The 22193-nt window shown below is 67.9% G+C and carries 16 protein-coding genes; 8 read left to right on the forward strand and 8 right to left on the reverse strand.

What is annotated here, in order from left to right:
- Positions 1–329: 329 nt before the first annotated feature.
- The 8 genes from ACZ9AQ_RS17015 to ACZ9AQ_RS17050 all read right to left on the reverse strand — a co-directional run bounded on the left by ACZ9AQ_RS17015 (position 330) and on the right by ACZ9AQ_RS17050 (position 12511).
- A complete protein-coding gene (locus ACZ9AQ_RS17015; protein ID WP_429205544.1) occupies positions 330–1073 on the reverse strand; it encodes a 2OG-Fe dioxygenase family protein in 744 nt (247 codons plus the stop codon).
- Between the two features lie 86 nt (positions 1074–1159).
- Positions 1160–3214: a TonB-dependent receptor gene (locus tag ACZ9AQ_RS17020; protein ID WP_429205542.1), complete on the reverse strand. Its 2055-nt coding sequence runs from the start codon at positions 3212–3214 to the stop codon at positions 1160–1162.
- 23 nt (positions 3215–3237) lie between these two features.
- The gene (locus ACZ9AQ_RS17025) at positions 3238–3744 is read right to left on the reverse strand and encodes a DUF6702 family protein (RefSeq protein WP_429205541.1); all 507 of its coding nucleotides are present in this window, start codon (positions 3742–3744) and stop codon (positions 3238–3240) included.
- Positions 3741–6104, reverse strand: coding sequence for a M1 family metallopeptidase (locus ACZ9AQ_RS17030; protein ID WP_429205539.1), 2364 nt, complete (start codon positions 6102–6104; stop codon positions 3741–3743). Before ACZ9AQ_RS17030 ends, ACZ9AQ_RS17025 begins: the two co-directional genes overlap by 4 nt.
- A 114-nt stretch (positions 6105–6218) precedes the next feature.
- On the reverse strand, positions 6219–8582 hold the full coding sequence (locus tag ACZ9AQ_RS17035) for a M1 family metallopeptidase (RefSeq protein ID WP_429205537.1): 2364 nt from the start codon (positions 8580–8582) through the stop codon (positions 6219–6221).
- 136 nt (positions 8583–8718) lie between these two features.
- Complete coding sequence (locus ACZ9AQ_RS17040) at positions 8719–10146, reverse strand: serine hydrolase domain-containing protein (RefSeq protein ID WP_429205535.1); 1428 nt, start codon at positions 10144–10146, stop codon at positions 8719–8721.
- A gap of 76 nt (positions 10147–10222) precedes the next feature.
- Complete coding sequence (locus ACZ9AQ_RS17045; RefSeq protein WP_429205533.1) at positions 10223–11347, reverse strand: GAF domain-containing sensor histidine kinase; 1125 nt, start codon at positions 11345–11347, stop codon at positions 10223–10225.
- Positions 11348–11470: 123 nt separating this feature from the next.
- A complete protein-coding gene (locus ACZ9AQ_RS17050) occupies positions 11471–12511 on the reverse strand; it encodes a M29 family metallopeptidase (protein ID WP_429205532.1) in 1041 nt (346 codons plus the stop codon).
- A gap of 270 nt (positions 12512–12781) precedes the next feature.
- On the opposite strand from ACZ9AQ_RS17050, the gene ACZ9AQ_RS17055 reads away from it, so the two are divergent.
- The 8 genes from ACZ9AQ_RS17055 to ACZ9AQ_RS17090 all read left to right on the forward strand — a co-directional run bounded on the left by ACZ9AQ_RS17055 (position 12782) and on the right by ACZ9AQ_RS17090 (position 22167).
- Positions 12782–14311, forward strand: coding sequence for a hypothetical protein (locus ACZ9AQ_RS17055; RefSeq protein ID WP_429205530.1), 1530 nt, complete (start codon positions 12782–12784; stop codon positions 14309–14311).
- Positions 14308–15822 carry a hypothetical protein gene (locus ACZ9AQ_RS17060; RefSeq protein ID WP_429205528.1) on the forward strand — a complete coding sequence of 505 codons (1515 nt, stop codon included), beginning with the start codon at positions 14308–14310 and terminating at the stop codon, positions 15820–15822. The genes ACZ9AQ_RS17055 and ACZ9AQ_RS17060 overlap by 4 nt, the downstream gene beginning before the upstream one ends.
- 17 nt (positions 15823–15839) lie before the next feature.
- Complete coding sequence (locus ACZ9AQ_RS17065) at positions 15840–16322, forward strand: hypothetical protein (protein WP_429205527.1); 483 nt, start codon at positions 15840–15842, stop codon at positions 16320–16322.
- Between the two features lie 17 nt (positions 16323–16339).
- Positions 16340–20011, forward strand: coding sequence for a tubulin-like doman-containing protein (locus tag ACZ9AQ_RS17070; RefSeq protein ID WP_429205525.1), 3672 nt, complete (start codon positions 16340–16342; stop codon positions 20009–20011).
- 14 nt (positions 20012–20025) lie between these two features.
- A complete protein-coding gene (locus tag ACZ9AQ_RS17075; RefSeq protein ID WP_429205523.1) occupies positions 20026–20724 on the forward strand; it encodes a hypothetical protein in 699 nt (232 codons plus the stop codon).
- Between the two features lie 73 nt (positions 20725–20797).
- Positions 20798–21121, forward strand: coding sequence for a hypothetical protein (locus ACZ9AQ_RS17080; RefSeq protein ID WP_429205521.1), 324 nt, complete (start codon positions 20798–20800; stop codon positions 21119–21121).
- Between the two features lie 56 nt (positions 21122–21177).
- Positions 21178–21381 (forward strand): DUF6130 family protein, encoded by a 204-nt coding sequence (locus ACZ9AQ_RS17085; RefSeq protein WP_476108229.1) that lies wholly within the window; start codon positions 21178–21180, stop codon positions 21379–21381.
- Between the two features lie 231 nt (positions 21382–21612).
- Positions 21613–22167 (forward strand): porin family protein, encoded by a 555-nt coding sequence (locus ACZ9AQ_RS17090; RefSeq protein ID WP_429205519.1) that lies wholly within the window; start codon positions 21613–21615, stop codon positions 22165–22167.
- Positions 22168–22193 lie beyond the last annotated feature (26 nt).

Genomic DNA, 22193 nt, shown 5'->3' on the forward strand with positions numbered 1-22193 from the left:
CTATAGCAAACAAGTGTAGCAAAAGCGACACGGCAGGCCGCCGCGCACGCACCCCATCATGGCCAGCGCGCTTGTCCCGGCAAAGCGGTCTGCCGATCCGGAAGAAGGCTGAAAGAGAGGGAAAACGAGGGGAAGGGGAATGGCGCACTGCCGCAAACGTCCAGGCCGCCGCCTGATCTAGAGGGCTTACTCTATTGAAACAACTACAGTACTTCTACCGTATTGCACTGCACAATAAAAAAGACTATATTGGAACTGTCTCCTCCAGTTTTCTCCGAAAATTGGATTCCCGCCCGCCAACCATCAGGTTTGCGGGCGTTTTTTTTTGCTCAGGCGTCTTCGCCTTGGAAGGCATTGGCGCGCCAGGTCAGCACCAGCGTGTCGCGGTAGCCATGCTCGCCCAGCGGCTGGATCGGCGTCGATTCGTGGATCACGGCGGCGTCGTCCAGCAGCAGCAGGGTCCAGGGTTCGAGCATGGTGAAGCGCTGGCCGGCCGGGCCGTGGGCGTCGAACACGCGCGTCTCGCCGCCCTTGATGCCCTTGCGATGGATGAGAATCACGGCCACGAAATCGACGCCGTCGCGGTGCGCGCCTTCCGGCGTCGGGCGGCCGATGCCGTCGGCGGTGTCGATGCGGAACTGGTGCGCTTCGACGAACCAGCGCTGCCGGCCCGCGACCTCTGAACAGACCCCGCCCAGCGCGCGCAGTAGCCTCGCCCAGGCCGGATTGGCGACGGTGGCCGCTTCCATCGGCGCGAACAGGCGGTGCATGCCGCCGTGCAGCGCGTTGTATTCGACCGGCTGCCAGTGCGCGCGGTGCGGCGTCTGCTCGAGCTTACCGGCGTCGTCGATGAAGCAGGAATGGCGGCGGCGGCGGTAGCGGCCGCCGTCCTTCAGGTATTCGTCCAGCACCAGCCGCTCCCAGCTCGGCACGAGCGAGTCCAGCTCGCCGATCCCGCAGCCGGCCAGCGCGGCGACGTCGAGAGGACGCAGGACCGCATAACCGGTGTTGCGCAGGGCGTCCGTCAGCTGCGACGGCGCGACATACGGGAGTTGGGTTTGCAATGTGGTCATCTCGTTAGCGTAGCACTTTTCATGTCGACGAGTGACCGCCCCTGCCGAACGATCAATGCGCTGGATCAGGCGAACAGCAGGCGCCGTCACCACTGTTTGACGAGAGTCAGGCGCAGCGAGCGCGGCTCGATCGGGTGGAAGTGCACGTCGGCCACCGGCGCGGCCTCGCCCGGCAAGCGCGACGCGTAGAAGTAGTCGATGGCCGAGGCGCGGCGGTTGGCCAGATTGAAGCCCTCCAGCTCCAGGCGCAGGTCGTTCGCCAGCCGGTAGCCGATGCGGCCGTTGAGCGTCAGGCTCGCGTTCGAGCGCACGCTGTCGTCCTCGACCAGCGGACGCGGGCCGAACCAGCGCAGGCGCACGGAGCCCGACCACGGGCCGCGCGGGTCGACCGTCACGCCCAGCTGGGCGACGCCTTCGATGGCGCCGGGTATCCTGTCGCCGTCGGGATTGCCGCCGCATGAGCGGGCACATGAGCGGGCGCGCGCCCAGGCCGCGTCGAGGTCGATCGACAGCCACTTGAGCGGGCGGTAGTAGTTCGAGAACTCGATGCCGTAGCGCCGGCTCGGATCGCCCGCTTCGGTATTGCCGGCGTCGCCGATATAGGTCAGCTCGGAATCGAAGTCGAGCCGGTACACGGCCAGCGACGTCTGCATCTTCGCGATCGCCTCGGTGCGCACGCCCAGTTCGAACCCGCGCGAACGCACCAGGCCAGGCGTCGGGTCCACCGCCTCCAGGGTCTTCGGGTCGACGGTCGCTACCGTCCCGCGCGCGTCGTTGCTGTGAAAGCCGTGGCCGTAGTTGGCGTACAGCTCGGTGGCCGCCCATGGCCCATAGACGATGTTCAGGGTCGGCGTGACCAGCGTGTCATGCGCCTTGCCGGCGTTTTCAAGCCGGTCGCCGTCCACGCGGAAGCGGTAGTTGCTGGCCCGCACACCCGCCACCGTGCGCAGCGCATCGCTCCAGCGCGTCGCGCTCTCGATGAAGACGGCGCCGCTGGTCTCGACGATGTGGTCTTCGCGCGTGGTCGCGATGCGCTGGCGCCGGCGCGTGTCGTACAGGCCGTTGAAGATATTGTCGTTCTGGAGCTGCGCGCCCACCGTCAGGTCGGACGACAGCGCCTCGGTGCGGTGCACGTGCCAGGTGTGGGTGGCGTCGATGCCGGTGGTGACGCGGCGGTCCGGCTGGGCGAACTGGTCGCCGTTCACCGGGTCGTTCAGAAAATAAGTGAAGTTCGAGAACAGCGCGAGCTGGTTGCGGATCGCGTAGGCGCTCACCTTGCTGGCCGAGTCGGCGCCGGTCCGGCGCCAGACGCCCGACAGGCTGAAGCGCCGCGCCGCGCCGCCATCGCTGTCGTCGACCAGGTCGTAACGCTCGAGGCGGCCATCCTGCACCGCGCGCAGCGGGATCTGGTCGGTGGCATGCCAGTCGCCGCGATAGCCCATCGCGGTGACGCTCCAGCCATTGTTGGCGTAGCCCCGGCTGAAGCGCAGCACGGCATTGAACTTGCGGTAGTCGTCCGGCCGCGTCCACGGGCCGTCATTGTGCATCGCCTCCAGCGCGTACAGCAGGCTGCCGCCCGCCACCTCGGGCGAGCCGGCGAGCAGCGCGCGCCGGTAGCCGTCCTGGCCGACGGTGGCCGAGGCGAGGTTCTTCACCAGCCGGTTGGCATAGGTGAGCGACGCCACGCCGGCCGACGAGAAGTCGCCCTCGCGCGCCGAATACGGTCCCTTGCGGTAGTCGAGGCGGCCGACCAGCTCGGGGATCAGGAAGTTCAGGTCGGTCCAGCCCTGGCCGTGGGCGTGGCTGCGCTGGTTGACCGGCATGCCGTCGACCCGGGTGGCGAGGTCGGTGCCGTGGTCCAGGTTGAAGCCGCGCAGGTAGAACTGGTTGGCCTTGCCTTCGCCGCTGTGCTGGCTGGCGATCAGCCCGGGCGTGACTTCGAGCAGTTCGCCCGGGCGGTAGGCGATGCGGCCGGCCAGGTCCTTCGCGCCGGCGCTGCCGGCGCCGGCCGAATCGGCGACGCCGAGCTGGGATGCGCGCGCGCCTTCGACCAGCACGCGCTGCAGCTGGAAGTCGTCGGCATGGACGGCGGACGTGGCGAACAGCGCGGCCAGCACGCAGGGAACGGGGCGAAGATGCATGGAATTCTTGAAAAACGTTTTTGTTATTGCGCCGGCTGCTCGAGCGCCTGGCGGGTGAAGGTGAGGGAACGGACCGCGCCGCCCGCGCCCAGGTTGACGGTATTGACCTGTTCGGGCAGGAAGTCGATCAGCACGCCCTGGCGGATCGTGGCCGCGCGGGTGAGCGGCGTGTTGTCGATCTCCTGGTAGATGACGACGCTGTTGGCGTCGACCGTCATGCCGATCCACTTGACCGGCAGGCGCGTGTCGTCCGGGGCGGCGAGCCAGAACTGGCGCTCGACGTACCGGCGCAGCACGGCCTGGTCTTCCGGGTCGGAAAGGTCGAACTGGCGCTGGTACAGGTTCAGCAGCAGGGCGTCGATGTCGTGCGCCGTATAGGTGTGGACGATCTCGGTGCTCCTGGTGCGTTCGTTGTACGAGATGTCGGTCATGCCGAAGTGGAAGCGGTGCGCGCTCGCGCTGTTGCTCATGACCGTGCTCACGCACAGCAGCAGGGCGATGCACAGCGCCTTGACGCCGTACAGCCTCATTGCGCGGCCTTCGGCGCTGCGGCGCCCTTCAGCGGCGTCTGCATGTCGCGCATCAGGTTATTGGGATCACGCTCGGTCTTGAACAGCTCCAGGCGCGACGGCGCGGCTTTGCGCGGCCAGCTGTTGTTGCTGGTGTCGATGTCGGCGGTTTCCCAGAACGGATCCTGGGTCAGGCCCACGATCGGCTCATCGAGCACGAACAGCTTGGTGATCCTGGTCGGCGAATAGCGCCAGACTTCGGCCGGAATGCGCTCGATGGTCTTCTTGCCGCTCTTGAGTTCGATCTCGACGATCAGCGGCATCACCAGTCCGCCCTTGTTGGCGAAGTCGACCAGATACAGGTGCTTGCCCTCCTTGAGCAGGGCTTTTTCCCAATCCTCCAGGCCGGCCATGGTTTCCTGGTACTTGTTGCGGTCCTTGTTGGTGACCGTGAACTCGTCGTGCTCGTTGTAGAAGTCGCGCAGCTCGGGATGGGCGTCGATGCGGCGCGCCATCCCCCGATTGCGCTGGTCCATGACCGACACCGGTTCGCCGTTGGCGCGTTCGCGGAGAAACGCCTTTTCGACCTCCGGGTCCTGGCTGCTGACGGTGTACTCGGTGATGCCCTCGACGCTGATGTCGACCGCGTCGGTGGTATAGAACCAGCCGCGCCAGAACCAGTCGAGGTCGGTGCCGGAGGCGTCTTCCATGGTGCGGAAGAAGTCGGCCGGGGTGGGGCGCTTGAACTTCCAGCGCTCGGCGTATTCCTTGAAGGCGAAGTCGAACAGCTCGCGGCCGAGGATGGTCTCGCGCAGGATGTTGAACGCCGTGGCCGGCTTGGCGTAGGCGTTGTTGCCGCGCTGGAGCGTCGATTCGGCATTGGTCATGATCGGCGCCTGGTTGGTGCTGCGCATGTACGAGACGATGTCGCGCGCCTCGCCGCGGCGCGACGGGTAGTTTTCTTCCCAGGCCTGCTCGGCCAGGAACTGCAGGAAGCTGTTCATGCCCTCGTCCATCCAGGTCCACTGGCGCTCGTCCGAGTTGACGATCATCGGGAAGTAGTTGTGGCCCACCTCGTGGATGATCACGCTGATCAGGCCATACTTGGCGGCCTTCGAGTACGTCACCTCGCCGGTCCTGGCGTCCTTGACCGGACGGCGCCCATTAAACGACAGCATCGGGTATTCCATGCCGCCCACCGGGCCGTTGACCGAAATCGCGACCGGATACGGGTAGTCGAACGAATATTTGTTGTACTGCTCGATGGTGTGGATCACGGCCGGGGTTGAGTATTTTTCCCACAGCGGATTGGCCTCGGCCGGGTAGTAGGACATCGCCATCACGTCCTGCTTGCCGCTCTTGATGCCCTGGGCGTCCCAGATGAACTTACGGCTGGTGGCGAAGGCGAAGTCGCGCACGTTCTGCGCCTTGAAGCGCCAGGTCCTGGTGCCGGTGGCGCGGTCTTTCTCGTTGGCCTGCGCCTCCGCCTGGGTGATGATCATGACCGGCTTGTTCGCCGTACGCGCCTGTTTCAGGCGCTCGCGCTGGACCGCGGTCAATACTTCGCCCGGGTTCTGCAGTTCGCCGGTGGAGGCCACCACGTGGTCGGCCGGGGCCGTGATCTGCACGTCGTAGTCGCCGAATTCGAGCGTGAATTCGCCGTCGCCCAGGTATTGCGCGTTCTGCCAGCCGGCGGCGTCGTAGTAGGCCGCCATGCGCGGGAACCACTGGGCGATCTCGAAGATGTCGTTGCCGTCGTCGAAGCGCTCGAAGCCCATGCGGCGGCCCAGCACGTTCATCTCGGGGATGTTGAAGCGCCAGGCCACGTCGAACGCGGTGCGCGCGCCCGGCTTGAGCGGCTGCGGCAGGTCGATCCGCATCATGGTCTTGTTGATCGTGTGGCGTAGTGGCCGGCCGTCGCTGCCGGTGACGCTCGCGATGTGGATGCCGCCGTCGAACTTGCGCGCCTCGAGCGTGAAGCGCAGCGCGTCGAACTTGACGCCATCCCCGCCACGGGCCTGCCAGGCGTCGCGCGACGGCAAGGTCGAGATGTTGCGGTTGTCCGAATCGTTGCGGAACATGTTCTGGTCCAGCTGCACCCACAGGTAGGACAGGGTATCCGGCGAATTGTTATGGTAAGTCACGGTGCCCGCGCCGCTCAATGAACGCTTGTTCTCGTCGAGCGTCACGCGCAGCCGGTAGTCGGCGCGCTGCTGCCAGTACTTGTGGCCCGGCGCGCCGGCCGCGTTGCGGGTTTCGCCCGGCGTCGGCAGCAGTTCGTCGAGCTGGCGGAACTTGTCGTCGAAGACCGGGCCGGCGGCGCTTGCCGAGGCGGAAAGAACGAGGGCGGCAATGCTTGCCTGCAGGTGCTTGAGATTCATGTGGTGACAACAGCAAGTAAAACACCGGCAGGGGCCGGCGCAGGGTGGACGGCGCGTCATTCGGTCAACCGGACCGAATGACTCCACGCGTTCAACAATATGATCAGTGCCCGGTCACTGACCGGAAGCCCCATCCGTCTTGAGCTTCGTATTAAAGTCGCGCATCAGGTTGTTCGGATCGCGCTCGGTCTTGAACAGCTCCAGCCGCGACGGCGTGGCCTTCCTCGGCCAGCTGTTGTTGCCGACGTCGACGTCGGCCGTCTCCCAGTACGGGTCCTGGGTCAGCCCGACCATCGGCTCATCCGTCACGAACAGCTTGGTGATCCTGGCCGGCGAATAGCGCCATACCTCGGCCGGAATCCGCTCGATGGTCTTCTTGCCGCTCTTGAGTTCGATCTCGACCACCAGCGGCGTCACCAGCCCGCCCACGTTGGTGAAGTCCACCAGGTACAGGTGCTTGCCTTCCTTGAGCAGCGCCTTTTCCCAGTCCTCCAGCCCGGCCAGCTTTTCCTGGTAGCGGTTGCGGTCCTTGTTGGTGACGGTGAAGTCGTCGTGCTCGTTGTAGAAGTCCTTCAGCTCGGGATGCGCATCGACGCGGCGCGCCATCCCCTGGTTGCGCTGCTTCGTGACCGACACCGGTTCTTGCACGCGGCGCGCGCGCTGCAATGCTTTTTCGACTTCGGGATCCTGGCTCGACACCGTGTACTCGGTGATGCCGTCCACGCTCACGTCGACCGCGTCGGTGGTATAGAACCAGCCGCGCCAGAACCAGTCGAGGTCGGTGCCGGAGGCGTCTTCCATGGTGCGGAAGAAGTCGGCCGGGGTGGGGCGCTTGAACTTCCAGCGCTCGGCGTATTCCTTGAAGGCGAAGTCGAACAGCTCGCGCCCCAGCACCGTCTCGCGCAGCACGTTCAGCGCGGCGGCCGGCTTGGCATAGGCGTTGTTCCCGAACTGCAGCAGCGACTCCGAGTTGGTCATGATCGGCACCTGGTTGCGGCTCTTCATGTAGTCGGTGATGCGGCGCGGCTCGCCGCGGCTGTCCGGCCAGTTTTCTTCCCAGGCCTGCTGCGCCAGGTATTGCACGAAGGTGTTCAGGCCCTCGTCCATCCAGGTCCACTGGCGCTCGTCCGAGTTGACGATCATCGGGAAGTAATTGTGGCCCACCTCGTGGATGATCACGCCGATCAGGCCATACTTGGTGCGCTGCGAATAGGTGATCTCGCCGGTTTTCTTGTCCCTGCTTGGCCGCGGGCCGTTGAACGAGATCATCGGGTATTCCATGCCGCCCACCGGGCCGTTGACCGAGATCGCGGTCGGGTACGGGTAGTCGAAGGAATACTTATTGTACTGCTCGATGGTGTGGATGATCGCCTGGGTCGAGTATTTCTCCCACAGCGGATTACCCTCCTTCGGGTAGTACGACATCGCCAGCACGTCGATGTCGCCGCTCTTGACGCCCTGCGCGTCCCAGATGAACTTGCGGCTCGAGGCGAACGCGAAGTCGCGCACGTTCTTGGCCTTGAAGTGCCAGGTCTTCGTCGCGCCGTTGTCTACTCCGCTGCGCGCCTTTTCGGCCGCTTCGGCTTCAAGCTGGGTCACGATGACGACCGGTTTTTTCGCCGTGCGCGCCTGCCTGAGGCGCTCGCGCTGGGCGGCGCTGAGCACCTCGCCCGGGTTCTGCAATTCGCCGGTCGACGCGACGATATGGTCGCCTGGTACCGTGATGCGCACGTCGTAGTCGCCGAATTCGAGCGTGAACTCGCCCGCGCCCAGGAACTGCTTGTGCTGCCAGCCATAGACGTCATAGTAGGCGGCCATGCGCGGGAACCACTGGGCGATCTCGAACAGGTCGTTGTTGTCGTCGAACTTCTCGTAGCCGGCGCGCCCGCCCAGCACCTTCTGTTCGTTGATGTTGTAGCGCCAGTCGATGCTGAAGCTCACGCGCGCGCCCGGCTTGAGCGGCTGCGGCAGGTCGATCCGCATCATGGTCTGGTTGATCGTGTGCGCCAGCGCGCGGCCGTTCGCATCCTTCACCGCCAGGATGTCGAAGCCGCCGGGGAAGGTGCGCTGTTCGAGCAGCGAACGCAGGCCGTCGAACTTCAGGCCGGTCTGCGCCGTGGCGCCGGTCCAGGCGTTGCGTGAGGGGAGGGCGGCGCTCTGGCGCGCGTCCGAGCCCGGCTTGTAGATGTTCTGGTCCAGCTGCAGCCACAAATACTTGAGGGTGTCCGGGGAATGGTTATGGTAGGTCACGGTGCCGGCGCCGGTGAGCGCGCGCTTGTTCTCGTCGAGCGTGGCGCGGATCGTATAGTCGGCGCGCTGCTGCCAGTAGGCGTGGCCCGGGGCGCCGGACGCGGTGCGGATCGCCCCCGGCGTCGGCAGCAGTTCGTCGAGCTGGCGGAACTTGTCGTCGAAGGGCGCGGCCGCGAACGCTGACGTGGCGAGGCATAGCGCTGCCACGCCGAGAGGCAAACGGAACATGATTCCCCTGGATTTGTTGTTGATATAAGAAAAGAATTCTAATCCTGATATTAATCAACTGCTCAGGGGATTTGTAAAAATCCTGAAATATGCGGTGTGACAGCCGCACCAATGGCTGGCTTTTACAACACCATATTTACAGGCGCCGGTAGGCGCGCGACGACGATCCGACCACGGTGTGGCCGCTGTCGGCATCGCTTGGCCGCATTTCCAGGTTGCGCGACAGGATGAACAGGACCTTGTCGGATTCGGCGTACAGCGGTTCCCAAGGGCCGCGGCGGATCGCGACCATCAGCCGGCCCTCGCGTTCGGCGACTTCGAAGTCGCCGATGCCGTCGACGCGGTATTTGCCGACCAGCGCTTGCCTGGCGCTTGGCGCGAGTTCGACCGTGGTGCGCAGGCGGGTCTGCTGGCCGGCCCACTTGTATTCATGGGCGATGGCGCGCGTCAGGGCGGCCGCCAGTTCACCGCCGTTGTCGCCATTGGTCAGCACCACCACGCCATCGCCGCCTTCGGTCGAGCCGTACAGCCACGACTGGAAGCCCACGTTGACGCCGCCGTGGCCGAAGCCCTTGCCGCCCTCGCTGATCTGCAGGCCCAGCGCATAGTCGTTCATCACCGGCTGCAGCATGGTGCGGGTCATGGCCGGCGACAGCACGCCGTTGTCGCCGCCAGCCGCCCCCTGCTGGATCGCGATCGCGAATTTCGCCAGGTCGGACGGTGTGCTCCACAGGCCCGCAGCAGCCTGTTCGGGGTGGGTGTAGGCGCCGCCGGCGAAAGGCTCGCCATCGTGGCCGTGGGGCCGGGCCGCACTGGCCTGCAAGGCCGTCGGCAGCGGCTGGGCGAAGGTGCTCTCGAGCATGCCCAGCGGCGCCAGCACCGACTCCTGCATCAGGACCTCGAAGGGCTTGCCGGCACGGTCGATCATGGCCTGCTGCAGCACGGTATAGCCCCCGCCCGAGTAGCGCCATGCCGTGCCCGGCGCCGTGTCGACCCGGATCGCCTTGGTATTGGCGGCCCATGCGCCGTCCAGCACCTGCACCAGCGTCGGCACCCGCTTGCCCGCGGCGTAGCCGGGAAAGCCCGGCACGCTCACGCCACCCGTATGCGAGAGCAACTGGCGCAGGTTCGGCCTGCCTTTATCTTGACTGTCCGGCAGGCGCCACGACGTCAGGGCCGTGTCGATGCCGGCGTCGAGGTCCAGCTTGCCCTGTTCGACCATGCGCAGCGCGGCCATTGCGCTCACCGGCTTGCTCACCGAGGCGGTCTGGAACAGCGTGTGCGGCGTGACCGCCGGCCCGCCGATCCAGGCCACGCCGTAGCCGCGGGCCCAGGCCAGCTCGCCGTCCTTGATCACGGCCACGCTCACGCCCGGCACCTTCAGGCGCGTCATCGCTTCCTGCAGGCTTTCGGTCTTGACCGGCGCGCTGGCCAGCGCGATGGCCGGGCGCAGGCCCGCTTCGACGCGGGCGATGGCGGCGTCGTCGGCATGGGCGAACGGCGTCGCCAGGGCGGCGATCAGGAAGAAACGCAGGCGCGGTGCTGCAAGCGAGTTGACGGACATGAGCTCTCCATACGATGTGGGCAAATGGCCAATAGTATGGAGATGCCGGACAAGGCGAACAAGCGTTCGATGTATTTCATGCGGCCGGCATGCTGAAGGTGAAGGTGGTGCGTTCCTCGCCAGACTGCACGCCGATCGCGCCGCCGTGCGCGCGCGCGATCTGGTCGACGATGTACAGCCCCAGTCCCAAGCCGTCGTCGCCGGCGCGCGATACCGCGCGCCAGTAGGGCTTGAACAGCTGCTTGACCGTGGTCGCATCCAGGTGCGGGCCGTGGTTGCTCACCGCGAGCACGAACAGGCCGTCTTCGACGCCGGCCCGCACCTCGATGGGCCGCGCCGGATCGCCGTGCGTCAGCGCGTTCCTGACCAGGTTCGACAGCATCTGCGCGAGGCGCCGCGGGTCGCAGCGCAGGCGCAGGCCGGGCATGATGTCGCTGTCCAGGTGCGCCTGGGGATAGGCGCCGCGCAACTCGTCGACGGCCTGCTCCAGGCCGGTCTCGACGCCGTCGTGCAGCCGCAGGTCGAGCGCCATGCCCGAACCCATGCGCCCGCGCGTGAAATCGACCACGTCGTCGACCAGGGTGTCGATGCGCAGCGCGCTGCGCCGGATCCGTTCCAGGGCCTGGGCCGTGGCCGGATCTTCGTTGCGGCGCGCCAGCAGGTCGACCCGGATCAGGATCGCGCTCAAGGGCGTGCGCAGGTCGTGTCCGAGCACGGCGATGAACTGCTCGCGCAGTTCGGCCGTCTCGCGTTCGGAGAACAGCGCGCGCTGGGCGTCGCGCAGCGAGCGTTCGGTCTCGAGCTGGCGCGAGACCAGTTCGGCGAACAGGGTAATGGCCGGCACCAGCGGGCCTTCGCTCAGGCGCGCCGGCTCGTCATCCAGGCCGCACAGGGTGCCGAAATAGGCGCCATCCGGGCGGAAGATCGGAATCGAAAAATAGCTCTGGTAGCCGAAGGCGCATGGCGACGGATGGTCGCGGTAGCGGGCGCTGTCGCGCACGCAGTCGATGACGACCGGTTGGCGCGACTGGAGCACTTCCTGGCACAGGGTAAGGTCGAGGTCGATCGTGGCGCCCGGCTGCAGGCCCAGGCCGAGGCGGTCGTGCACCGCGCACGCCGTCCAGCACTCGGGCGTGACGTGGGCGATGCAGACGAAACGCATGCCGGTGAGCGCCGCGATGGTCTCCAGGACCCGTGGCACGGACTCGATCGCCTGGATTTCGCTGACGTGGAGAGGGACGCTGTCCGCCATGGGTCGGATGTTGTAAAAATACCATCCTAGCACGTTGCCGTGCCCGCTGTCACTTTCTGGCGGAGCGGCGCCTCAGGCCAGCCAGCGCCCGTCCTGGTACACCCTTTCCTCGCCCAGCCAGACCGCGTCGGTCACCGCGAACACGTCGATGTGGTAGCGCGCATCCTTGCGCTTGAAGCCGGGCTTCGGATACACGCCATGCTTGGCGCCGAGCGACAGGTGGATGCCGCACATGCGCTCGTAGGTGCCGATGTCGTCCACCCGCAGCTCGCGCGTGAAGGCGCGGTTCAGGCCGAAGCCCAGCTCGCGCACCCAGACTTCGCCTTCCTCGAGCCGGATATTGTCCAGCACCTGCTGGAAGGCCGGCGTCGCGTTCTCGGTGGCCACCACACGGCCGGCCTCGATCACCAGGGTCACCGGCGTCTCCGGGCGGTTGGAGCGGTAGCTGGTGTCGCCGAACACGTGGATCTGCACCCGGCCGTGCACCGCTTCGAGGTCGAGCGCTTCGGTGAACACTTCGCCGATCGGGAACTGGCCGCCGACGTTCTTCATGTCGCTGTAGTCGCCGATATTGAGCTTGGCCGGCTCGAAGGGCGAGGCGAAGGTGAGCGTCTCGCCGCCGCCGACCACGCGGCCGTGCGGCGCACGGTCGATGCGTTCCTTGAGCGCGCGTCCGGTGCCGCGAAAGTACGCCGGATCGTAGGCCAGGGCGTCGATGTAGTGCTCGCCCTGGATACCCGGCATGCGCGACAGGTGCACGTGCTCGATCACTTTCAGGCCCAGCTTGAACAGCTCGACCCGCATGCGAAAGCCGTCGAGGCGGAAGTTGGACGACTGCAGCAGCACCACCAGGTCACCCGCCGCCATCGCGCGAAAGGCCGCCAGCACCGCCTCCGGCGTCACGGCGTCGAAGTCGACGAAGTTCGCATCCGGCAGGTTGCGCCGGTAGCCTTCGAGCAGCGCGCGCGCCAAGCCGGTGCGGGTGTCGTACACCACCAGCGCCCGTTGTCCAGGCCCGTGTTCGAGCGCGATCGTCAACACGTCGGCCAGATGCCTGCCGGCGGCATCGACGGCGTGCGAAGGGAGGTCGGCGTGGGGGTCTGGAGCGGTCATGGCGCAATCGTCGGGCGGCAAGGGGTGGATGGGCAGGCGGCCATTATACGTAGGTCTGCCGAAAGTTCCGCGCCGGGGCAGGCGATGAGTTCGATTATTGATGCGTCCGGGATCGCGCTACGCTACCGCGCGAACGGCGCGCCGCGCGGCAGTGCACGGAGCTATCATTTGAGCAATAGCAAGGACAAAGACGCGGCCCGCGGGCTGTTTCGACCAATCCTTTTCGACCAATCTTTTTCGACAAATTATTTGGCAGAGCGAAAGGCAGCAATGGTGTACAGATGGGAAACGCCTGCCAGCATCTGGCAGGAAGACGAGGCAAGCGGCGAATTCGCCCTGCTCGCCAGCGAGGGCCTGGGCCCGGTCGACTGGCAGGGCCGCGCGCGCCAGCGCCTGCCCGACGTTGCCCACGTGCTCGGCGCCTCGCTGCCCCTCGATTGCCGCTGTGCGCCGATCTATCCCGAAGGCTTTGCCTATTGCCCGCGCTGCGGGCGGCCGCTGCTGCGCCTTGCCGGTACGCCGGCGCGGCGACATGGCCACCCCAGCGGGTGGTGGGGACCGGGCGGCGACGACCTGCTGCCGCGCCACGTGCCGCACGGCTTGCCGGTCACCTCGACGCCGCTCGGCGACAGCCTCGAAGAACGGCCGCCCGCACCGACGCCGGGCCGCTGCGACCTGACCATGCCGGCGCCGCCGAATGCCTGCTCGGTGTTCGCCGCCGCCAGCTTCGGCTTTCCCGGCGAACGCCTGCTGGCGCTGGCCCATACCCGCGGGGTGCTGCAGTACTGGGATCCGCTGGGCGCCAGCTGGCATGTGCTCACGCCCGAGGCGGGCGCCGCCAGCCTGGTGTTCACCGCGTCCAGCCACGCCTGGATCCCGGCGCCGGACCCGCGCCGCGGCGAGGCCGGCGTGGTCCCGGGCCAGGACGGCCTGCAGCGGCTGTGGATCGACCCGGTCAGCGAAACCTACCGCACCGAGAGCGTGCTGGCCGCGCCCATCGTGGCGGCGCCCGGCCTCATGCGGCGCCACCTGGCCTGCCTCGCGGGCGGTGTTGATGGGGTGCGCCTGTGGTGCAGGCGGCTCGACCTCGATGAAGTGCAGGAATTCGCCTGCCCCGACGCGCCGGCCGCCGGCTGGAGCCGTCCGCTCGGCTACGACGGCCGGCTGTTCTGGCTGCACGCCCAGGGCCAGCTCGCCTGGCGCCCGGGCGAAGCGCCGCGCTTCTCGCCCTGGCCGCTGCACTGGCAACCGCGCCTGGAGTTCGGCGGGCCGACCCAGAGCCGCGACGGCCGCCTGTGGCAGATCGGGCACGACGGCCAGGGGTATTCGTGGCTCGAACTCGGCGCCGGCCCCGACCACCTGCCGGCGCGCATGGCGATCGATGGCGCGCGCCTGGGTTTCGCCAACTTCCTGTTCCGGCGCGGGCATCCGGTGCTGGACGAGCCGTGGTCGAACGAGCACGTCGAAGACCCGCACCACGACGACACGCTGGTGCTGCCGCTGCTGCGCAGCTTTAACAATAACCGCAGCCAGCCGAGCGGCCTGGTGCTGCGCTTCCACAAGGCGAACTTTCGCGCCGAAGAAGCGCTGGGGAGCGGAGAAAATGCGCGCACGCTTGCGCGAGTGATCCCGCGCACCACCGTCGAATGGATCGGGCGCCGCAACGTGATCCTGGACGAGATCGCGCGCCTGGCCCGGCCGCTCGAGTGCGTGCCGGTGGTGGCGGGCGGCTGCCTGTGGCTGCACCACCCCGACTGGAACCAGATGCGCGGCTGGCGCCTGGACGAGCTGGCGCGATGAAGGCCATCGCACGTCCGTTGGCGGCGGCCCTGCTCGCCTGTGCCGCAATGAGCGCGCCGCCGTGCGCCGCCGCTGCGGCGCCTTCCGTCCCCCACGTTTTCCTGGTCCAGAACTCGGGCTGGATGGAGCCGTTCTACAGCGACCCCGGGTCGCCTTTCAAGCCGCTGGTGGCGGCGCTGGCGGGCAGCGTGGTCCAGCCGGGACAAGCGCTGGTGCTGGCAAGCTTCAATCAGTCGCTGCCTGGCGCGCCGTCGCCGCGCGCGCTGCTGTCGTTCAAGGCGGGCGAGGAACCGGTGGGCGAGCGCGTGGCGCAGGCCATCGCCGGCCTGGACACGGCGCGTAAGCCCGGCGGCGCGGCGCTGGCCGACACCGACCTGGGCGAAGCGGTGCGCGCCGCGACCGGGCAAGTGCTCCAGGGCCGGCCCGGCATCGTCTGGCTGGTGACCAACAACCGCAACAGCCCCGACAACGACCAGGCCACGGCCACGCGCAACCGCGAGTTCTATGCGCTGATCCACGGCGGCGACGCGATCACGAAAGCGCTGGCCTTCCCGCTGCGCATGCCCGTGCAAGGCAGGCATTACAGCGCGAACGGCCTGATGGTGTATGCCTTCGCGGTTGGGGCGCAAGGCGCGGCGGCGCTCGATGCGCTGCTGGCCTCCGGACGCATTGCCCGGGTGATCACCGAGCCGCCGGCACGCCTCAAGCCGCTCGACCGCGACACGGTGCGGCTGGCGCCGCGCCGCGTCGTCGATGCGCCCGGCGTGTCGTTCGCCTCGGCTGCCGGCGGCGTGCTGCGCGCCGACGTTGCCCCCGATGCGCGCACGCCGCAGGCGCGTATCGAATGGAACCTGGAAAACACGATGTATCCGTACACGATCAGTTCCGCCACCCTGAGCGCGCGCTCGACGCTTGCGGGCGAAAGCCGCCCGATCGCGCTCGATGCGGCGCGCGTGCGCGCGCTGGCGCCCGGCCAGCCGTCGCCGCTGGGTTCGAGCATGGCGCTGCCAGTGGCGCAGATTCCCGACAAATGGTCGCTGGCCGCGCTCAAGTCCGCCGGCTCGGCCTATGTGCTGCCGGGCCGCATCGAGCTGCACCTGGCCGACCAGAAGCTGATGCTGTCGCAGGCCTTCCGCCAGCGCATGGCGGCGCTGTTCCCGGGCGACCCGCTGCCGGACATCTTCATCCCGCCGGCGCGGGTGCAGGCGTCGACCGCGGTGCTGCCGCTGGAGGTGCGCGTCCATTACGGCATGGGGCCGCTGCTGGCGCTCGTGGCGGGCCTGTTGGCGCTGCTGGCGCTGTTCGCCGGCGGCGCCTGGGCCTGGACCAGGCCGCGTACGGCGCAAGTGCTGGTGGATGAAGAAGCGCGCACCTTGCGCGGCCGCCCCGGCACCACCCAGCCGGTCCACGACCGCCATGGGGAGCAGGTCGCGCAACTGAAGACAACGCTGTTCGGCCATCGGCTGCTCGATGTGCGCGAAGGCGTGCAAGTGCGGCTCGGCCGCCCATGACAACGAAGGAAATGACCATGCAGGCAACCCAACCACCGACAGATGCGCCGTCGCCCGCCGATCCCGGCTTCAAGCTGCCGGAGGAATCCGCTTCGCCGCAGGGCGCGCGAGGGGAGACCTTACCGCAGACCTTACCGCAGACTCTGCCAGACACCGCCGCCCGCCCGGTCGAGGTGATGCCGGTGGATCCGCACACCTTGCCGGTCGCGGACACGTCGGACCGCGACCTGGCCATCGGCGGCATCGTGTTCCTGGTCCTGCTCAGCGTCTACTTCTTCGTGCGCGGCGCCTATGTGCACCACCTGGTGAGAAAACGCGTGGCGCCTTCCTCGGCCGGCAACGCGGGCTGGCTGCTGTTCGTCGGCCTCGGCTTCCTGTCGGCGGCGGCGGTGCTGGCCATCATCAATGCCAGCCGTTTCCTGACCTTCGCCGTCACCGGTCCGCTGGTGGCGGTGGGCGTGGTGGCGCTGGTCGCCTCGCTGTTCATCGGCCGTCGCTAAGAGAGAGTCCCCATACCATGGCAGAATTCCCGCATCCCTCCGGCGTCAACACCGGTCCAGCCGAACTGAAGGTCGACCTGCGGCCAACCTTGTTCATCGGCGCCGGCGGCACCGGCATGGAAGTCATGATGCGCATCCGGCGCCGCATCCTGTCGGCGGTCTGGAACCGGCGCCATCCGACCCGGGTCGAGTCGATCGCCGACTTCCCGGTGGCGCGCTTCCTGCACTTCGACCTCGACAACAATGCCGTCATCGACGAGGGCAAATCGCAGCGCACCGATCCCTGGTACGAGCTGGTGCGCCTGACCGACGAGGAACGCCTGGTCGAAGCGCTCGACCTGCCGCAATACCACGAGTCCGACGACAGCCTGGCGCGCTTTCCGCTGATCGAGCGCTGGATGCCGCTGCGGCCCAAGAAGCTGCGCTCGCTCGGCATCGATCCGTCGAAGGGCGCGGGCCAGATCCGCGCGCTGGCGCGGCTGTACCTGTTCGACAAGTATCCGAAACTGCGCGGGCGCATCAAGGGCGCGCTGAACTACCTGAGCAGCAATGCCGGCATCGAGCGCAAGGCGAACTACCAGCGTCTCGGGCTGCAGGTCGATACCTCGAAATTCAGGATCGTCGTCATCGCGTCGAGCGCCGGCGGCACCGGCGCCGGCAGCGTGCTCGACCTGGGCTGGCTGGCCAAGGCGATCGCGCGCCAGGAAGTGTCCGACAGCCAGGTCGACCTGGTGCTGTTGATGCCTTCCGGTTTCGCCAAGGCCAACAAGGAGCGCACCGAGGCCAATGCCTACGCCACGCTGATGGAACTCGAGACGGCGATGCGCGACATGAACGCCAATATTACGTGGCAGGAGCCGGACAGCATCGCGGGCCGCGGCGCGCCCTACGACGACGTGTATTTCGTCGACACCGCCAACCTGGCCAACAAGGCCACGCTCGACGTCAAGGACGTCTACCAGATGGTGGCCGATACGCTGTTCGAAGACTTCGCCTCGCTCGATTTTGCCAACCGCAAGCGTTCGGTGGCGGTCAACCAGCAGCAGCACAAGCTGGGGCCGTACAACCCGCGCGTGCCCGAGGCGCGCTTCGGCGACATGCGGCTGTCGTATTCGAAGGCGTACTCGAGCTTCGGCCAGTCGGTGCTCGACACCCAGCAAAGCCTGCATGAGGACATCCGCGCCTATGAACTGGCGGCGCTGATGGTGAAGGCGTTCTTCGGCCTGGCCGGCAGCGATGGCGCAGGCGGCGGCGATGCGGCGCGGCGCGCCGGCGACGCCGAGCGCGACGCCTTCATGCGCGAGCAGATGGAGATGGCCGAGCGGCCGTTCGACGAGTTCCCCGACCTGCGCAAGGGGTCGGTGGACGTGACGCCGTTCACCGAGTACGCGCTGACCGGCGCGCTGCTGCTGGACCGCGACGGCCGCTCGCTGCTCGAGCGCGTGGAGAGCCGGGTCCAGCTCGAGATCGACCGCATCATGGCGTCCTACGACGTCAAGCTGTGGCGCGAAAAAGTGTCCGAACTGCTGCCGCAGCTCGAACGCGACGCGATCCGCGAGGCCGGCGCCACCGCCGAGACGAGCGAAGACCGCATCAAGCGCCAGACCGGCGAGCTCCTGGGACGCCTGCAGGGCAGGGTGCGCGCGCGCCTGTACGCGCTGCTCGACGACCGTCGCCAGGGCGGGTTGGAATTCGTGCTGTCGCTGCTGGAGCAGGTCAAGGCGCGCCTGTCGCAGCGCGACCTGCTCCAGGCCGAGCGCAATGGCCGCCGCTACCGCGACATCCGCGACGCGTTGCGCACGCGCCAGGTCGAGGAATCGCTGAACAACCTGGGCCAGGCCGCCGGCCGCCTGTTCGGCAAGGAGCCGCAGGCGCGCGAAGTGATGGGCCACCTCAGGCGCGACCTGGCCGATTACCTGCGCTTCCACCTGCTGGCGGTGGCGGCCGGCCAGGCGATCGAGGTGATGCGTTCCTTGTCCGGCTGGCTGGGCGATCCGCAATCGCTGGATGAACAGGGCCAGGCGCAGTGGAGCGGCATCGCCGGCGAATTCCAGGAGGGCCGGCGCGCGGTGCAGGCGATGCTGGGCGCGGTGGACCAGCGCATCGGCCAGCTGCGCGCCGACGCGCGCCAGGAACATGCGACCACGATCAAGCTCGGCGCCGACGTGACCCCGGCGCCGGTACGGCTGGCCGGCGACACCAGCATCTGGAGCGAGGAAGTGCTGCTCGAATTCGGCGGCTCGGCGCGCCTGTTCCCGCAGCTGGGCGACGAGCGCCTGCGCGCCGAGCTGCTGCTGAAACTGTTCCGCCGCGCGCAACTGCAGCTGTCGAGCCAGGAGCTGGCCCGGCAGGAGCCGGCCGATCCGCTGCTCGAACGTCTGTCAAGCCTGTCGCCGCAAGAGCGCCAGCGCATCTTCGCCGAGTGGATCCGCAGCGCGATGCCGTGGGTGAATGCGCGCTTCTCGGCCGAGTTCACGCCCAACGCCGACCAGTTCAAGTGCTTCATCGGCGTCGGCGACCCGATCGCATGGCGGCGCATGGAAGCGGAAATCCGCGCCGCCGTGCCTACCGGTTACTTCCATGGCGAGCTGGTGTCGATCGTCAACACCGGGGAGAGCGGCAGGGCGGTCTGCTATATCGAGCTGTCCGGCTACCCGATGACGGTGCTGCGCGGCCTGCCGACCTGGCGCGCCTCGTACCAGCTCGAGAACCCGAAGATCCCGACCCACCTGCATTTCGACGCCACGCGCTTTCGCCATCCGATCTCGCCCTCGATGGACGAGCTGGGACGGCTGGCCGACGATGTCGAATGGTTTCTAGAGGCGATCGCGCTGGGCGTCATCCGGCGCAAACCCGAGCTGGGCGACCGCGAGGCGGCGTTCCAGCCGCGCGGCCAGTACCTGTTCGAGGTCGAAGCGGGTTCCGGCGAGTGGCTCCAGGTGGGCAACGAGTTCGCGATCCGTTCCAACGGCCTGCCGCCTTACTATCGCGAGGGGATCATCGCGGCCGTCCAGGCCCGCCTGGCCGATCTCGGCCCGCAGCGGTTGATGCTGCTGGCGGCGCTGATGCGCTACTACCAGCTGCGCGTGTACGAGCCGCGGCTGGAGGTCGATGAAACCGGCGCCCAGCTGCCATCGCCCTCGCTGCCCAACATCACCGCGCGCCGCTTGTACGACGGCTGGATCCGGCGCGCGCAGGCGCTAGACCCGGCCCTGGGGCCGGCGCGCATCGACGCCCTGCTGGTCCAGGTCGAACGCTGGACCGAAGCCGTCCCCGGGTCGAGCCAGGACGCCTACAGCTGGGAAGTCGAGCGCGCGGTCGACAAGCGCGTGATCCCGCCCGCGCTGCTGGCGGACGAGGATGCGGCGGCGCAGGCGCTGGCGCGGCCGCTGCTGGCCCCACCGCCGCTGGCCCCGCCGCCGCTGCCGGGCACGACGCCGCGCTTCAAGCTGTTCGTCGACGGCGCCCAGCGCGGGCCGTTCACGGTCGACGAAGTCGCGGCGCAGGCCGCGCGCGGCGAGATCGGCCACGCCACGCGCGCCTGGGACATGCGCTGGCATCCGAAAATCGGCAAGTGGAGCACGGTGGGCGAGCTGCCCGAACTGGCGACTGCGCTGGCGGCCGCGCTTGGCCGGACGCGCGACGACGGGATACCCGATCCCGACGACGGCGTGCCGGATCCGGACTAGGACCAGGAGCAAGCATGGAGCAAGCCCAGTCCCTCCACCGCTGCGTGAACGTCGGCTGCGGACGCACCTTTGCGCGGCGGGTCGACTTCTGTCCGTGGTGCGGCGTGGCGCAGCAGGGCGCCGCGGCGCCGATGGTGCCGATGGTGCCGATGGTGCCGATGGTGCCGATGGTGCCGATGGTGCCGATGGTGCCGATGGCGCCGCCGAGCCTGGCGAAACGCCCGGAGGCCGCGGTCCCGTCCCCGGTCGCGGCGCCCGCACCGGCTGCCGCGCGGCCGGCGCCGCCAGCGCCACCGAAGCCGCTCCCACCGTCGCCACCGCCGCCTTCACCGCCTGCGCCGCCGCCCATCCGCCCGAGCGCTGCGCCGCCGCCCATCCGCCCGAGCGCCGCGCCCCGGCCGGCCCCACCGGCGCGCAAGCCGATCCGCCTGCGCTGGTGGCTGATCACCCTGGCCATGCTGTGGCTGGCCTGGATGCTGACCAAGCCGACCCAGGCGCGCATCGAGCGCCGCATGAACGCGGCGGTCACGCTGGCGAAGGAATGCAAGCCGAAGGAGGCGCAGGACGAGTTGATCGCGCTGCGCAAGACGCGCGCCAGCGACGCGCAGCTGCGCAAGGTGCAGGACGGACTCAATGCCGCGGCCGCCGCCTGCACGCGCGAGGAGCGGCGCCGGCGCAGCCATCCGCTGGCCGATCCGACGCGCGGCGGCTGACCCCGCAGGCGCGTCCACGCCGGATGGCCCGGTGTATCATGGACGGCGTCGAGAAAACCGCAAGGAGCAGGGAATGAAAGCAACCATGACCAGGGCGCTGCTGGTGCCGGTGATGCTGGTGGCGCTGGCCGGCTGCAGCCGCGACGAGGACGGCGCCGGCCCGGCGGAGCGCGTCGGCAAGGCGCTGGACGAGGCCAGCGCCAGGGTGACCGATTCGGTGCAGGACGAGCTGGCCAGGGTCGACGACGCGGTCGACGAGGCGCGTGACAAGGTCAAGGACGCGACCGAGGAAGCCAGCCGCGGCCTGGACCGCGCGACCGAGGAAATCGGCAAGTCGGTGGAACGCACCGGCGAGAAGATCCAGGAAACAGCGGACGAGATCAAGCAAGCCGACTGAGGGCGCCTCAAGAGCAGCCCGCACCCCAGGCCGCGCCCCTGCGTGGCTCCCTGGCCCTGCCAGAATCGGCCCACGGCGATGCCTGCGGCTCCCACCCGATCGCCGTAGTGGCGATCCGGGCATCAGGCGGCGCCGGGCTGACCGTCGACCAGCCCTTGCCCGGGCCGCTGGCGCCAGTTCGGTTCTCCATCGGCTATCGCACCGGGAACATCCGCCTCGTGCCGGTGTACGGCACGGCCATCGAACGGCCAACCTCGTGACCAAGTTGTATCCAGAGGTAACGCGATACATACACCACATTGGTCCGTATCGCGCCGCGTATGGCGCGCATCGTGCCGACAACGCGCCATGGCCGACCGGCGGGCCGCCGGGCCCGCGCGCCGCGGTTACAAGCGCTTACGTATCGGCGTTCAGCTCGCCTTGTCATTGGTGCTACATTTCTAATACGCAATTCATTGAGGAATTGCGAATCAGACCAGATAGAGGACATCATGAAAAAACTGATCATCACGCTCGCAGCCACCGTCGCTGCCATCGGTTCCGCACAAGCCCAGACCGTCGTCGCCGACGGCGGCGTGGCGCGCCCTTATATCGGCGCCGCCGTGTCCGGCGCCAAGAACCAGACCACGGACGACTGGCAGGCCGGCGGCAAGATCTTCGGCGGCTATCAGATCGACCAGAACTGGGCGGTGGAAGTCGGCCACTCGCGCTTCGGCAACGAAGACTTCAACGTCACGTCGGCGCCGGGATTCCCGGATGCACGGGTGAAGAGTTCGCGCACCTATGCTGCGGCAAAATACACGATGCCGGTGAACGCCGAACTCTCGGCTTACGGCAAGCTGGGCGCCTCGTATAACGAAACCAAGACCTCGTTCATGGGCGACAGCTATACGAATCGCGACACCGGCGCCTATGCCGCGCTGGGCGTGCAATATGCGCTGGCCCCGAACGTGGCGCTGTTTGGCGAATACGAACGCTACGGCAAGAAGAAGGACATGGGCGCCAAGGCCGACGTCGTATCGGTGGGCCTGCAGTACGGCTTCTGATACGCCACGAAATAACGCCACAACCA

This window comes from Massilia sp. UYP34, from assembly GCF_056279385.1.